Origin of the sequence: Arenibacter sp. S6351L, assembly GCF_023016025.1 — a bacterium.
GTDB lineage: Bacteria > Bacteroidota > Bacteroidia > Flavobacteriales > Flavobacteriaceae > Arenibacter > Arenibacter algicola_B.
Window position 1 is genome coordinate 131,289 of the sequence record NZ_JALKBB010000002.1, and the last position, 14,338, is coordinate 145,626.

Sequence of the window (14,338 nt, forward strand, 5' to 3'; positions counted from 1 at the left end):
GCAATGGTACGTGTATTAACTATTTTAGCATATTTGGTATGTACCTTGGGATTTTCCCAAAACGAACAACTATTTGACGAAGCTACGGCATTGTACAACCAAGGGGAGTATACAAAAGCTGCGGACAATTATTTAAAGATATTATCGAATGGGGAGCATTCGGCCGAACTCTATTTCAATCTTGGGAATACCTATTATAAACTTAACAAAATTGCCCCTAGTATATATTACTACGAAAAGGCATTATTGCTAAAACCAAATGATCAGGACGTTAAGAACAACCTGGCCTATGCCCAAAATATGACTTTGGATGCCATTGAACCCCTACCTCAGACCACTATTTCCAAAATGTACAACAGACTTACCGCATATCTCTCATTTGACCAATGGGCCTATGTTGCAGTTGGCTTTATGATGCTCTTTGTATGCTGTTATATTGCCTTTTATTATTTTACGTTTTCTTCCCAAAAACGAATAGCCTTTATAAGCAGTTTTATTTTTCTTCTGATGACAGTATTGGCGGCAATACTGGCCTATTTGCAACTTTCCAAATTTGAATCGGAACAGCCTGCCATAGTTTTTTCGGAAGAAGTTGGCATTAAATCCGAACCCAACAATAGGAGTCAGGCCATTTTTAATTTGCATGCCGGCACCAAGGTCAATGTACTTGAAGAATTAAATGACTGGAAAAAAATTGAAATTGCCGATGGCACCACAGGTTGGATTCCATCAGAGGATATAAAAATCCTTAAGGATTTTTAGTATTTCTTTAACGTCTAATAAAACCGTTGGTGTTATATTTGTCATTATTTGTAATTCTATGAAAGTTTTCGCTCGTATTCTTTTACTCTCCCTTTGGCTATTTGCCATTGTGGCTCCGAGCGCCATAACTTTACTAGATATTGACAATCCCGTTATTGTAACCAACCTCAACGAGGAAGAACAGCAAGAAACCGGCAAGAAATCTCCATTGCAGGAGAAGTTCGTAAACGATAGTCATACAGATTTTTCTTTAATAGCCCTGTCCCAAAAATCTACAATGGGTATATACCACCCTATGGGGCATATAAACTTCACCCAAAAAATTCTTCTACCACCACCTGAACGTATAGGTTAATCTTAAAAGTCAAACTATTTCGATTAATTAAAAAACTTGTCCTTGATTCCCATTAAGGACCAAATTATTATTTTATATGTTCAAAAATATTAAGAGCGACCTTCCCGCAAGTGTCGTAGTATTTTTTGTTGCGCTACCCCTATGTTTGGGTATCGCTTTAGCCAGTGGCGCCCCCTTGTTTTCAGGTTTAATTGCCGGTATCATTGGCGGTATTGTTGTTGGAGCGCTAAGCGGCTCTAAAATTGGTGTTAGTGGACCAGCAGCCGGTCTGGCCGCTATAGTGTTAACAGCGATTGGCGCATTGGGAGGTTTTGAAAACTTCCTGGTTGCCGTTGTACTGGGTGGAATCATTCAGTTGATATTCGGTATTCTAAAAGCTGGAATTATTGGGTATTATTTCCCTTCATCCGTAATAAAAGGCATGCTTACAGGTATAGGTGTCATTATTATACTTAAACAAATTCCGCATTTTTTTGGTTATGACCCTGACCCGGAAGGCGATTGGGCCTTTTTTCAAGTGGATGGGGAGAACACCTTTTCGGAAATCCTTAATACCGTAAACAATATTAGCCCCGGTGCAACACTGGTGGCCATAGTGGGCTTATCCATATTATTGTTATGGGATAAGGTACTTTCCAAAAAAGGAAAGATTTTTCAACTTATCCAAGGGCCTTTGGTTGCCGTTGCAGTAGGTATCATATTCTTTGTTTTAACACAGAACAGTTCATTTTTGGCTATTTCTTCCGATCACTTGGTAAGTGTACCGATTCCTGAGGATGCCGCATCATTTTTCGGACAGTTCAGTTTTCCCAATTTCGCGGCAATTACAAACCCTGATGTATGGATAACTGCTTTTACCATTGCTTTGGTTGCCAGCCTGGAGACTCTTTTATGCGTTGAGGCCACCGATAAGTTGGACCCTGAAAAAAACGTAACACCTACCAACCGCGAGCTGCTAGCCCAAGGTACGGGTAACATTATATCCGGACTAATTGGCGGACTACCCATTACCCAAGTAATCGTTAGAAGTTCTGCCAACATTCAATCTGGTGGAAAATCAAAACTATCTGCTATTTTTCATGGTTTCCTATTACTTATTTCCGTAATTCTTATTCCAAAATTATTGAATATGATACCCCTATCGGTTTTAGCGGCCATACTATTTATCGTAGGCTATAAATTGGCGAAACCGGCCCTTTTTGTGAAGATGTACAAATTGGGATGGAAGCAGTTCGTTCCGTTTTCGGTTACCGTATTTGGTATCATATTTACAGATTTGCTGGTTGGTATTAGCCTTGGCCTTGTTGTAGGTATTGTGGTTATCCTATTGAAAAGCTATCAGAACTCCCATTTCCTTCATATGGAAGATGTAAGTAATGGAAAGCACAGGATAAAAATGACCCTTGCAGAAGAAGTGACCTTTTTTAATAAAGGTGCCATTCTTAAAGAATTGGATAGCCTGCCAAGGGACACCTATTTAGAGATAAACTTGCTAAAGACAAGATATCTTGATCTTGATATTATTGAAATTCTAGACGATTTTTCGGTTAAAGCGAAAGATCGCAATATAGATATTCAACTAATCTCAAAGCGTGGTGTAGTTGAAAACCCACCAAGTTTTTCAGATTTCTTTAGAACTAGACCAAAATCTAAATTAAGTTTAAGCTAATGAATATGGAAAGAAATAAACACAAGATAGCTTTATTCACGGATTTACAAGAAGACATATCCGGCCTATTAAAAAGTGCCGTAAGTTTGGCTCAAATGATCAATGGAGAAATTGAGGTCTTAAATGTAACAAAGCCCACGGCAGTTATTGGGAAAGAAAACCAATTATCGGCCATGCGCTCATTAAACCGTGAATATATTCTGGCGGATAAAAGAATGAAGGATATATTGTCTCCTATAATTGATAATTACGGGGTACCTGTTAATTATTCCAGTACCTTTGGAAATATTAGAAATGAGATTGATAGGTATCTACGCGAAAACAACCCTGACATTATAGTCTTGGGAAGACATAAGAGCAAACATTTTAATACGGCCGAAAATAGAATAATCAACTTTGTTCTAAGTGTTTTTAAGGGCACAGTCTTGATCGTTCCACATGATAAAGGCCTTGAACCAGGTATGAAGATAGGTATAGGCTCCCTAAATTGTTCCGAAGCGGTATTTAACTCCTCCTTTACAGAAGAGCTCTTTTTACACGCAAAAAGTGCATTGAAATCGTTTAACATTGTTGAATCTTCAAGTGTTCTACCGCAAACAGACAGTTCCTTAGGGCGCAAGACCATCAACTATGTTTTTGATCACAATGAAAATACGGTGAACAATCTTCCCGTCTACTTATCCATAAGTAATATTGATCTATTGTTTTTGGATGGAGGAAATAAGGAAAAAGAAGATCTCTCCAGACTATTAAATATATATGATATGGTAAGGAAATCAGATATTAATCTTTTGGTAACCGGGGAAAAACACACCCATTATAACTTTAACACAACACTAAAAATAGCATAATTAAAATAGATAAATATGAAAGCACATACAAGAGAAACCCAAGCAACAATGACCCCGAATAAGGCGTTGCAATATTTAAAAGAAGGCAACCAGAGATTTCAGGGCAACCTAAAAGCAAATAGAAACCTACTTGAACAAGTTAACGATACAAGCGAGGGTCAATTTCCATTTGCAACCATTTTGAGTTGTATAGACTCCAGAGTTTCTGCCGAATTGGTCTTTGACCAAGGCCTTGGTGATATTTTTAGCATTCGAATAGCTGGTAACTTTGTGAACGAAGATATTCTAGGTAGTATGGAGTTTGCCTGCAAACTTGCAGGAACCAAACTGATCGTTGTTCTAGGACACACCAGCTGTGGTGCCATAAAAGGAGCTTGTGATCATGCAAGATTGGGCAATCTTACCGCGCTGATCAACAAGATAGAACCGGCAGTGGAGGCAGTTACAGAACCAACTGAAGAGAATTTAAGAAATTCCAAAAACCTTGAGTTTGTAGATAAGGTTGCTGAAAAGAATGTACATTTAACAATGGGCAATATACGCAAGAACAGCCCTGTTCTAACTGAAATGGAAGAAAATGGGGAAATAAAAGTTGTTGGCGCCATGTATGATGTCTCCAATGGTGAAGTTGTTTTCTACGAATAATACTCCCAATGACATAGAAGGCCAATGTTGCCATATTGGCCTTCTTCCTATTGAAACCAATTGTTGGTTTCAATCTTAAGTAATGATTACTTAAACTAACCTAGCATTAAATTCAATATTATGAAAAATCTTTTTTCAAATTTTAGAGGAGACCTTTTTGGTGGAATTACAGCAGGTATTGTTGCTCTTCCACTAGCCTTAGCCTTTGGTGTAAGTTCTGGACTTGGACCAAGTGCCGGACTGTATGGCGCAATATTCATCAGTTTTTTTGCTGCACTTTTTGGAGGCACCAACACCCAAATATCCGGTCCCACGGCTCCAATGACGGCTGTAAGTATGGTGGTTATAGCAGGTATTGTGGCCCTCAATGACGGAAGCATAGAAAAGGCCCTTCCCGCCATTCTTATTGTATTTTTATTGGCCGGCCTTATGCAAATAGGTCTTGGCCTTTTAGGTATAGGCAAGTACATTCGTTACATCCCATATCCCGTGGTTTCCGGTTTTATGACCGCAATTGGGGTTATCATATTGGTTACACAAATTTTACCATCTGTAGGGTATTACCCAAAAGAAGATGACGAGTTTGTATCACAATACAAACCACTGGCAGAGGAAATCATATTAGAAAATATTCTTAAAGAAGAGGCTGGCGAAGGCATTCTAGTTTTGGAAAATTTTGAAGAAACTATCAAACGTTCAGAAGGAATTACCGAAAATGATGTGAATAAAGAAGCCAGAACCCTGGCCAAAACTGAGGCATCAGGGGTTTTCGGGACAATAAAAGTACTCCCCAGAGCTTTGCAAAACATCAATTGGCTAGAACTTATTTTGGCCTTATCCACCATAGCTATTATTTACGGTTTCAAAAAAATTACAACTGCCATCCCAAGTGCATTGGTAGCCCTAATTGTAGTTTCGGGAGTGGCATACGGATTTGGACTCAACTACCGTCCTATTGAAGAAATACCTAGTGGTTTCCCCGTGCCCAATCTTGAAATATTCACCGCTTTTAAACTCAGTTCGGTAACTCCCTATATCTTTACTGCTTTAACATTGGCCTTATTGGGAGCTATAGATTCGCTTTTGACCTCTGTAGTAGCGGATAACATGACCAAAACAAAGCATCAACCCAATAAAGAACTTGTAGGTCAGGGTATAGGCAACAGTATAGCGGCCATTTTTGGAGGAATACCCGGAGCCGGTGCCACTATCCGTACAGTAGTAAATATAAATGCAGGGGGTAAAACCAAACTATCGGGTATGGTTGCGGGTGTACTGCTTTTAATCATTCTTTTAGCTTTGGGCCCAGTTGCATCGCAAATACCTGCAGCGGTACTTGCCGGGATATTGGTTACCGTAGGTATAGGTGTTATGGATTATAAAGGCTTAAAAGCCATACCAAGTTTACCGAAAGACATAAGCCTTGGCCCAATTAAATTAAGTTCTGAAGTTATCATTATGCTTGTTGTACTTGTTCTTTCTTCGGTATGGAATTTGGTCTATGCAGTGGGTGTTGGTCTGGTAATTGCCTCCTTAATGTTTATGAAAAAAATGGGGGATCTTACCGCAGAAAGGTCAGATGTAAAAACCTTGGAACATGAAAAAGGATGGGCAGATGAAGCCAATTTCCCGAAACATTTAAAAGAAAAAGTTTTTATTAAGCACATTAAAGGCCCCCTATTCTTTGGTTCTACCAGTGAATTTCAAGCCTTGGCAAACCAAATACCAAGATCGGCACAGACGGTTATTATTCGTATGGACCGTATGCAGTATATGGATCAATCCGGTCTCTACACTTTGGAAGATGTACTTATAGACTTGCTTAACTCCAACATTGAAGTATTATTGGTAGATGTACTGGATCAACCACGTTATATGATGGAACGAGTAGATCTGATACCTGATTTAATACCTAAAGAACACATTTTTCACACTTTTGATGAATGCATAACATACTTAAATCAAAAAACAGTTAAACAAAAGGCTGAAGCATCTGCATAAGTTCTAAGCCAATTTATGATGAAATATGTAGTCGGTAATGCCGTAAAAATCTTAAATTTGCGGCATTAGCCGAATACCATGATCGATACCATAAAAAAGCATATTACCGAAGTAGAAAATTTTTCTTCTACCGATATTGAGGCCATAGAGGCATTCCGTATAAAATACTTGGGAAAAAAAGGATTGTTCAATCATTTTTTTTCAGATTTTAAAAACGTTCCAAACGAGCAAAAAAAGGAGTTTGGGAAAACTGTCAATTTACTTAAAACCGTTGCAACCGAAAAAGTCAATGCTTTAAAGGAAGCCCTTGAAAACAAGAAAGAGGAAAAAGGAATTTACGGTGATTTAACAAGACCGGGGGAGCCTTTGGGCCTTGGAACACGCCATCCTATCTCAATAGTCAAAAATCAGATAATAGAGATCTTTTCCCGTATAGGGTTCAATGTCTCCGAAGGACCGGAAATAGAAGATGATTGGCATAATTTTACCGCTCTTAACCTTCCGGAATACCATCCGGCAAGGGATATGCAGGATACCTTTTTTATACAGACCGATCCGGATATTTTATTGCGTACCCATACCTCATCGGTACAAGTGCGCTATATGGAAAACAACAAACCGCCTATTAGGACCATTTCTCCTGGCAGGGTTTACAGAAACGAAGCTATATCCGCTCGTTCCCATTGCTTTTTTCATCAGGTAGAAGGACTCTATATAGACAAGGATGTTTCCTTTGCAGACTTAAAACAGACATTACAATTTTTTACCACCGAACTGTTCGGAAAATCCAAAATAAGGCTTAGGCCTTCCTACTTTCCATTTACCGAGCCCAGTGCCGAGGTAGATGTTTATTGGGGGCTGGAAACCGAAACGGATTATAAAATGACCAAGGGAACCGGATGGCTGGAAATCATGGGCTGTGGTATGGTTGACCCCAATGTCCTTACCAATTGTGGTATTGATGCCAACGAATACTCCGGCTTTGCTTTTGGTATGGGTATAGATAGAATTGCCTTATTGCTACATCAAATTTCAGATATAAGACTATTGAGCGAAAACGATGTGCGCTTTTTGGAGCAGTTTAAGAGTGCGTTTTAGTTTTAAGCCCGGTATTCCAACAAATTTGGCAATCCCATAATATGGTATCCTTTTTGGAAAAGAGGTCTACCTTTTAAATATAGTATTAACAAAATTTCACCAACTACTATAGTTGGGAGGATTCTGAAATATTTTCTGTACAATTGAAAAAAGATATAGAAATTCCTATTGCGAAAAATGTACATGTAGCCATTATACACGAATGGAATGATGAATTCTTGGAAAAAAATTGGAATGCCTACATTATCAACGATAGGGATTCCAAGATTGAAGCCGTCATAGCTGTTTCCAACGGTTATGAAGGCGACCGGAAAACTTCCACTATGAGACATGGATTAGGTGACATCCCAGCCAAAGGTTTTCGAAAAATTGAAGTGCTCCAGGAAGATATACTAGCCTTTAACAATGAATTCTTTGTTACTTTTTTCGCCGATGACAAACTATACGAAAAACGCTTCCTCTTCGAAAAATATTCTATAAGCGAATCCAATCTAGGGCCTATCCCGGTTATTGAATTGGAAGGCGTCCTAGCCAAATAGTCCATTGATTATATCCATATAACTCCAAGCCTTAAATAACCTATTCAGGGATCTTTCTCAATTTAACAAAACTTTAATTTCGTTTAGTTCGGTTTGTTCAGAACTAACAAGTATCTTTGCGCCCTGTTTTACTGAGTACAGCTAATTTGTATTCCGAAAACAGTAATAAAGCAATTAAAATGAAAGACAACATCTGCAAACAGAAAATGGCCTTGGTTGAAAAACTAGGCGTTCATTTAGAGGGTAGGGAGCAATTGGCACCTGTTGCAGCACGTATTATGGCATATATAATCCTTACGGGGAAAAAAGGATCCACTTTTGAAGATATGGTAACTATACTATGTGCAAGTAAAAGTACAATTTCTACACACCTTAATCATTTACAGGATTTAAATAAAATTGAGTATTACACAAAGACAGGAGACCGGAAAAAGTATTTTATAATCAATAAAAATACAATTATTCAGCATGTGGATAGAATGATCAGCCATTGGAATGCAGAACGTGCTATTCATTTAGAGATTAAAGCATATAAAGAAAGTCAAAATAATTTAAAAATTGAAAATGACGAGGAGAAGTTCGATTTAACCTTTCATAATGATTACGTCAAGTTTGTAGATGAAGCTACAGCGTCAGTTAAAGAATTAAAAGAAAAATTAATTAGCAACAAATTCCATATTTAAACTCAACTAAAAATGAAAATTAATAAATTATATACCATTCTAGGACTAAGCCTATTCTTAGTTATTGTGAGTTGTGGCAGCAAACAAGAAAACGCTGCTGCGGCACAACAAGCACCACCATTACCTTTTCCAGTGTCTCAAGTAGAACATAAAACAGTAACAGGATATACAGATTATCCTGCCACTATTGAAGGAAGGGTAAACAGTGATGTAAGAGCTAAAACATCTGGATATATTGAAAAAGTATATGTAGATGAAGGGCAAAAAGTAAAAAAAGGACAAGTGTTATTTAAATTGGAAACACAGTCTTTAAATCAAGATGCCGTTGCAGCAAAAGCACGTGTTAATGTGGCACAAGTAGAGGTAGATAAATTGATTCCTCTTGTAGAAAAAAACATAATTAGCCCAGTACAATTGGAAACCGCCAAAGCCAATTTAGCACAGGCTAAGGCTAGTTATAGCGGAGTTTCAGCAAACATTGGCTATGCCACTATTAAAAGTCCTATTGATGGTTATGTTGGTGCCATAAATTTTAGGGAAGGTGCCTTAATAAGTCCAAGTGATGCCACCCCATTAACAACAGTTAGTGAAATTGACCAAGTATATGCATTCTTTAGTTTCAATGAAGCACAATACATAGACCATTTACAGCGCTCTGAAGGGAAAAGTAAGGCAGAACGTATTAAAAATTCCCCGGACTTAAGTTTGGTTTTGGCCAACGGTAAAATATATTCAGAAAAAGGACGTATTCAAACGAGTACGGGCCAAATAAATCAAAGCACCGGGACCATACAAATTAGAGCAGCTTTTAACAATCCAAACGAAATCCTAACCAATGGAAACAGTGGTAAAATAAGATTTCCTATAGAATATAAGGACGCTGTAGTGGTACCTCAAACAGCTACTTTTGAGCAACAAGGGAACATAATGATATTTAAACTTGGTGCCGACAACAAAGTAGAAACTTCCATTATAAAAACGAAAGGAACAGTAGGTAATTTATATGTTGTGGAATCTGGTGTAGATACCAAGGATAAAATTATTGTTTCCGGTGTTGGTAAACTAAGAAACGGAATGGTCATTACACCTCAAGAAACTTCTTTTGAAGATGCCATTAAACCAGTAGCAACATTATTTAAAAACTAGTCACCAACTAACAAAAATAGTAGTCATGTTAAAAACATTTATTGAAAGACCCGTTCTTTCAACGGTAATTTCTATTATCATAGTATTACTAGGAATTATCAGTATTACTAGCTTACCTATAGAGGAATACCCTGATATTGCACCACCAACTATTAAGGTTTCTGCAAACTATACCGGAGCAAACGCTGAAACAGTTTTGGAGAGCGTCATCATTCCAATCGAAGAACAAATCAACGGTGTGGAAGGCATGACGTACATTACGTCTACCGCATCCAATACAGGAGCTGCAGAAATTACCGTATATTTTAATCAAGAAATTGATGCCGATATCGCGGCTGTAAACGTGCAGAACCGTGTGGCAAGGGCTACTCCCTTATTGCCTCAAGAGGTAACCCAAACTGGGGTAACTACGCAAAAGCAGGAAACTAGTGCGTTGATGTTTATATCCATGTATTCTGAAAGCGAAGATTACGATGCTACCTTTATTCAGAATTACTTAAAAATTAACGTTATTCCGGCAATGCAACGTATCAGCGGTGTTGGGGATGTTAGTGTTTTCTCACAACAGGATTATGCCATGCGAATCTGGTTAAATCCAGAAAAGTTAGCATCATACGGTTTAATTCCTTCAGACATTTCTGCAGTATTGGCAGAACAAAATTTAGAAGCTGCGGCCGGTTCCTTAGGTCAGAACAATGGAGAATCGTTTTCATATACCTTAACCTATAGCGGACGCTTTAAAAATGAAAGCCAATACAGCGACATTGTCATTAAAGCTTTAGGAAATGGCGAGTTTTTACGCTTAAAAGATGTGGCTACTATCGAGTTGGATGCACAATCTTACGCGGCTAACGCGATGAGTAAAGGTCATCCTGCGGTGTTTATGGGAATCTTTCAAACAAAAGGTTCCAACGCCCAAGAAATTATTGAGAACATTAAAATTACTTTGGAATCGGTTAAAGCTGACCTTCCAGAAGGTCTGGACATTTTTGTGCCATACGATACAAGTTTGTTCTTAAATGCATCCATTGATAAAGTAATAACCACTTTATTAGAAGCATTTTTATTGGTATTCTTAGTGGTATTTATCTTCTTACAAGATTTCCGTTCTACCTTGATTCCCGCAATTGCAGTACCGGTTTCAATTATTGGTACCTTCTTTTTCTTGAATGTTTTCGGTTATTCCATCAACTTATTAACGCTATTTGCACTAGTACTGGCTATTGGTATTGTGGTGGATGATGCCATTGTTGTTGTGGAGGCTGTTCATGCCAAGATGGACAACGGCGAACACAATCCTAAAAAGGCAACCCTAACAGCCATGAACGAAATATCCGGAGCTATTATATCAATTACCTTGGTAATGGCGGCGGTATTTATTCCGGTAACCTTTGTAACGGGTCCAACAGGTGTTTTTTATGAGCAATTTGGTGTCACTTTAATTATTGCCATCCTTATTTCTGCTGTAAACGCCTTAACCTTAAGTCCGGCCTTATGTGCCCTATTATTAAAAGAACACAAGGACGACGAAGAACTAAAAGGAAAAAGTCCATTAAAACGTTTTTACACCTTATTCAATCGTGGCTTTAACGCTACAGTAGACAAATATGGCAAATCACTTCAGTTTTTATACAAAAGAAAATTTGTTTCTGTTCTATTATTGATCATTGCCGTTATAGGAATTTATTGGGCATCAACAACAACTCCAACAGGTTTTGTACCTAATGAGGATAGAGGGATTATTTTTGCAAATATTGAATTACCACCAGGGGCTTCTTTGGATAGAACAGATGCTGTAGCAAGAAAATTATACGACAAAATAGACGGTATTGAAGGTATTGTAGCCGTTAACTTTATTAAAGGTAGAAGTATCATTAGTGGATCAGGAAGTAACTTTGGGTTTGGAATTATAAAACTTAAGGATTGGAGCGAACGTAAAGACGAAGCCCTATCGGCGCAGGCCATTACCGGAAAATTATTTGGTATAGCTGCTACAATTCCAGATGCTAATATTATTTTCTTTTCACCCCCAAGTATTCGTGGCTTTGGTAACTCAGCTGGTTTTGAGATTAATCTACTGGATAAATTTGGAGGAGAGTTTTCGGATTTGGACAAAGCCAAGAATGATTTTACCATGGCTTTAATGCAACATCCAGAAATTAAATACGCAACCTCCGCATTTAATACGAATTACCCACAGTACGAAATGGAGGTGAACGTGCCCTTAGCTAAGGAAAAAGGAGTTTCTATAACCAGCATCTTTTCCACATTACAAGGATACATTGGTGGAATTTATGCCTCGGATTTTTCAAGATTTGGAAAACAATTTAGGGTATACATACAAGCATTGCCAGAAGACAGGGCAGATGAAAGTGCCTTAAACAGTATGTATGTGAGAACCGATACGGGAGAAATGACACCAATTACACAGTTTGTAAATTTAAAACGTGTATATGGCCCACAATCGGTTACTCGTTTCAACTTGTTTAATTCTACGAGCATAACCGGTGCCACAAACGACGGATATAGTACAGGTGATGCCATTAGGGTTATTGAGGAAGAAGTAGCAAAACTACCAACTAATTATACAGTGGCTTATTCGGGATTAACCCGGGAAGAGGTGAATGCAGGAAACCAAACCACCTTCATTTTTATATTAAGTATTCTGTTTGTGTATTTCTTATTAAGTGCACAGTACGAAAGTTATTTATTGCCATTTGCAGTTGTATTATCCTTGCCATTTGGTGTATTTGGCGCGTATATAAGCACAAAGTTTTTAGGCCTGGAAAACAATATTTATTTCCAAATAGCCCTAATAATGCTTATAGGATTGCTCGCTAAAAACGCCATCCTTATTGTGGAATTTGCGCTACAAAGACGGAAGAATGGCGAGAGTATCGTTGATGCAGCCATCCACGGGGCCAAAGCGCGTTTACGTCCAATTTTAATGACCTCGTTTGCCTTTATTTTAGGATTAATGCCTTTAGTGTTGGCAAATGGTGTTGGAGCAGAAGGAAACAACTCAATTGGTACAGGAGCAGCGGGAGGAATGCTAATCGGAACCATTTTAGGTGTCTTTGTAATTCCTATCCTATTTATCTTATTTCAGTGGCTACAAGAAAAAGTCTCTAGTAAACCAGCAGTACAAACTATTGAAGATTAAGAACTATGAAATCAATTATAAAACATAGAAATTTAAGTAAAGGGGCACTATTACTAGTAGTTGCAATAACATTACAAAGTTGTTTTGTGGCACGGGATTATGTAAGGCCGGATTTAGAAATAGAAACCAAAGCGCTTTATAGAACCGAAAACCTTCCAACAGATAGTGTTTCTATAGCAGACGTATCTTGGAAAGACTTATTTACAGATCAATATCTTGAACAATACATAGAGGAGGGTCTGCAAAATAATATGGACATTAGAATCGCGATTCAGCAAATGATGGCTGCCGAAGCTTATGCAAAACAAGGGAAAGCTGGTTATTTGCCAACACTAAGTGTAGGTCCCAACTATACACACCAGGAATATTCAGAGAACAGTCAGTTCGGTTCTATATTCAGTGGAGGTTTGGACACTTATGATATTACTGCGAATTTATCTTGGGAGGCTGATATCTGGGGGAAAATAAGAAGTAATAAAAGAGCATCACAAGCAGGTTATTTACAAAGTGTTGCAGGACATCAGGCCGTGAAAACACAATTGATTTCCAGCATTGCGAATACCTATTACAACTTATTGGCGCTAGATGCTCAGTTAGAAGTAACGAAGCAAACCATAGCAACCAGAGAGAGTAGTGTAGAAACAATCAAGGCATTAAAAGATGCAGGTCAGGTAACCCAAGTTGCAGTTGACCAAAACATAGCACAGTACAATAGCGCTAGAGCGCTACAAGTAGATATTGAAACTGCTATTTTTAAAACAGAAAATACCTTAAGTATTTTACTAGGCAAAGCACCTCAAGAATTTGAAAGAAGTCGATTGGACACTCAAAGCATCGATCAAGAAATTAAGCTGGGTGTACCGGCAACATTGTTAAGAAACAGACCAGACGTTATGGCTGCAGAATATGCCTTGATTAAAGATTTTGAGTTGACCAATGTGGCCAATAGTAGTTTTTATCCATCCCTTACCTTAACAGCTTCAGGAGGTTTACAAAGTTTAGAGTTAGACAAACTACTTAATGCAAACTCCTTATTTGCAACGGTGGTCGGCGGATTAACACAACCACTTTTAAATCAAAGAAAACTTAAAACTCAAAAGGAAGTCGCTCTTGCAAATCAAGAAAGTTCCTTATTAAATTTTAAGAAAACCTTATTGGTTGCAGGAAGCGAAGTCTCCAATGCGTTATTTTCCTTTGAAGCAGAAACCAAGAAATTCGAGTTTAGAAAAAATGAAGTGGAAGCCTTGCGAAAAGCAGAAAGTAATTCGGAAGAGTTGTTAAAAAATGGTTACGCCAATTATTTAGACCTGTTAACAGCCAGACAAAGTGCATTGAGTGCCGAATTAAACCTTATTACCAATAAACTATCTCAATTATCGACCACGGTAGAATTGTATCGGGCCTTGGGTGGTGGATGGCAATAGGT

General features: G+C 38.1%; 12 protein-coding genes. All 12 read left to right on the forward strand.

Annotated features, from left to right (window positions below):
* The first annotated feature begins 3 nt into the window (after positions 1-3).
* Positions 4-762, forward strand: coding sequence for a tetratricopeptide repeat protein (locus MWU82_RS02440; RefSeq protein ID WP_247095102.1), 759 nt, complete (start codon positions 4-6; stop codon positions 760-762).
* A gap of 58 nt (positions 763-820) precedes the next feature.
* Positions 821-1,117, forward strand: coding sequence for a hypothetical protein (locus MWU82_RS02445; RefSeq protein WP_215949695.1), 297 nt, complete (start codon positions 821-823; stop codon positions 1,115-1,117).
* Positions 1,118-1,193: 76 nt separating this feature from the next.
* Positions 1,194-2,786: a SulP family inorganic anion transporter gene (locus MWU82_RS02450; RefSeq protein WP_215949696.1), complete on the forward strand. Its 1,593-nt coding sequence runs from the start codon at positions 1,194-1,196 to the stop codon at positions 2,784-2,786.
* 5 nt (positions 2,787-2,791) lie between these two features.
* Entirely contained in the window at positions 2,792-3,637 is an 846-nt protein-coding gene (locus MWU82_RS02455) for a universal stress protein (protein WP_247095103.1), read from the forward strand.
* A 15-nt stretch (positions 3,638-3,652) separates the two neighbouring features.
* Positions 3,653-4,282: a carbonic anhydrase family protein gene (locus MWU82_RS02460; RefSeq protein WP_215949698.1), complete on the forward strand. Its 630-nt coding sequence runs from the start codon at positions 3,653-3,655 to the stop codon at positions 4,280-4,282.
* A 120-nt stretch (positions 4,283-4,402) separates the two neighbouring features.
* Positions 4,403-6,283, forward strand: coding sequence for a SulP family inorganic anion transporter (locus tag MWU82_RS02465; RefSeq protein WP_215949699.1), 1,881 nt, complete (start codon positions 4,403-4,405; stop codon positions 6,281-6,283).
* 78 nt (positions 6,284-6,361) lie between these two features.
* Entirely contained in the window at positions 6,362-7,381 is a 1,020-nt protein-coding gene (gene pheS, locus MWU82_RS02470) for a phenylalanine--tRNA ligase subunit alpha (protein WP_215949700.1), read from the forward strand.
* Between the two features lie 143 nt (positions 7,382-7,524).
* The gene (locus MWU82_RS02475; RefSeq protein WP_247095104.1) at positions 7,525-7,920 is read left to right on the forward strand and encodes a hypothetical protein; all 396 of its coding nucleotides are present in this window, start codon (positions 7,525-7,527) and stop codon (positions 7,918-7,920) included.
* A gap of 179 nt (positions 7,921-8,099) precedes the next feature.
* Positions 8,100-8,603, forward strand: coding sequence for a transcriptional regulator (locus MWU82_RS02480; protein WP_215949702.1), 504 nt, complete (start codon positions 8,100-8,102; stop codon positions 8,601-8,603).
* A 12-nt stretch (positions 8,604-8,615) separates the two neighbouring features.
* The gene (locus tag MWU82_RS02485; RefSeq protein ID WP_215949703.1) at positions 8,616-9,749 is read left to right on the forward strand and encodes an efflux RND transporter periplasmic adaptor subunit; all 1,134 of its coding nucleotides are present in this window, start codon (positions 8,616-8,618) and stop codon (positions 9,747-9,749) included.
* A gap of 25 nt (positions 9,750-9,774) precedes the next feature.
* Complete coding sequence (locus tag MWU82_RS02490) at positions 9,775-12,912, forward strand: efflux RND transporter permease subunit (protein ID WP_215949704.1); 3,138 nt, start codon at positions 9,775-9,777, stop codon at positions 12,910-12,912.
* A 5-nt stretch (positions 12,913-12,917) separates the two neighbouring features.
* Entirely contained in the window at positions 12,918-14,336 is a 1,419-nt protein-coding gene (locus tag MWU82_RS02495) for an efflux transporter outer membrane subunit (protein WP_247095105.1), read from the forward strand.
* Positions 14,337-14,338: the final 2 nt, after the last annotated feature.

What these genes read in the sequence shown, in the direction of transcription:
- MWU82_RS02440 (WP_247095102.1), top strand. Translation starts at nt 4, where the DNA reads ATGGTACGTGTATTAACTATTTTAGCATATTTGGTATGTACCTTGGGA.
- MWU82_RS02445 (WP_215949695.1), top strand. Translation starts at nt 821, where the DNA reads ATGAAAGTTTTCGCTCGTATTCTTTTACTCTCCCTTTGGCTATTTGCC.
- MWU82_RS02450 (WP_215949696.1), top strand. Translation starts at nt 1,194, where the DNA reads ATGTTCAAAAATATTAAGAGCGACCTTCCCGCAAGTGTCGTAGTATTT.
- MWU82_RS02455 (WP_247095103.1), top strand. Translation starts at nt 2,792, where the DNA reads ATGGAAAGAAATAAACACAAGATAGCTTTATTCACGGATTTACAAGAA.
- MWU82_RS02460 (WP_215949698.1), top strand. Translation starts at nt 3,653, where the DNA reads ATGAAAGCACATACAAGAGAAACCCAAGCAACAATGACCCCGAATAAG.
- MWU82_RS02465 (WP_215949699.1), top strand. Translation starts at nt 4,403, where the DNA reads ATGAAAAATCTTTTTTCAAATTTTAGAGGAGACCTTTTTGGTGGAATT.
- pheS (WP_215949700.1), top strand. Translation starts at nt 6,362, where the DNA reads ATGATCGATACCATAAAAAAGCATATTACCGAAGTAGAAAATTTTTCT.
- MWU82_RS02480 (WP_215949702.1), top strand. Translation starts at nt 8,100, where the DNA reads ATGAAAGACAACATCTGCAAACAGAAAATGGCCTTGGTTGAAAAACTA.
- MWU82_RS02485 (WP_215949703.1), top strand. Translation starts at nt 8,616, where the DNA reads ATGAAAATTAATAAATTATATACCATTCTAGGACTAAGCCTATTCTTA.
- MWU82_RS02490 (WP_215949704.1), top strand. Translation starts at nt 9,775, where the DNA reads ATGTTAAAAACATTTATTGAAAGACCCGTTCTTTCAACGGTAATTTCT.
- MWU82_RS02495 (WP_247095105.1), top strand. Translation starts at nt 12,918, where the DNA reads ATGAAATCAATTATAAAACATAGAAATTTAAGTAAAGGGGCACTATTA.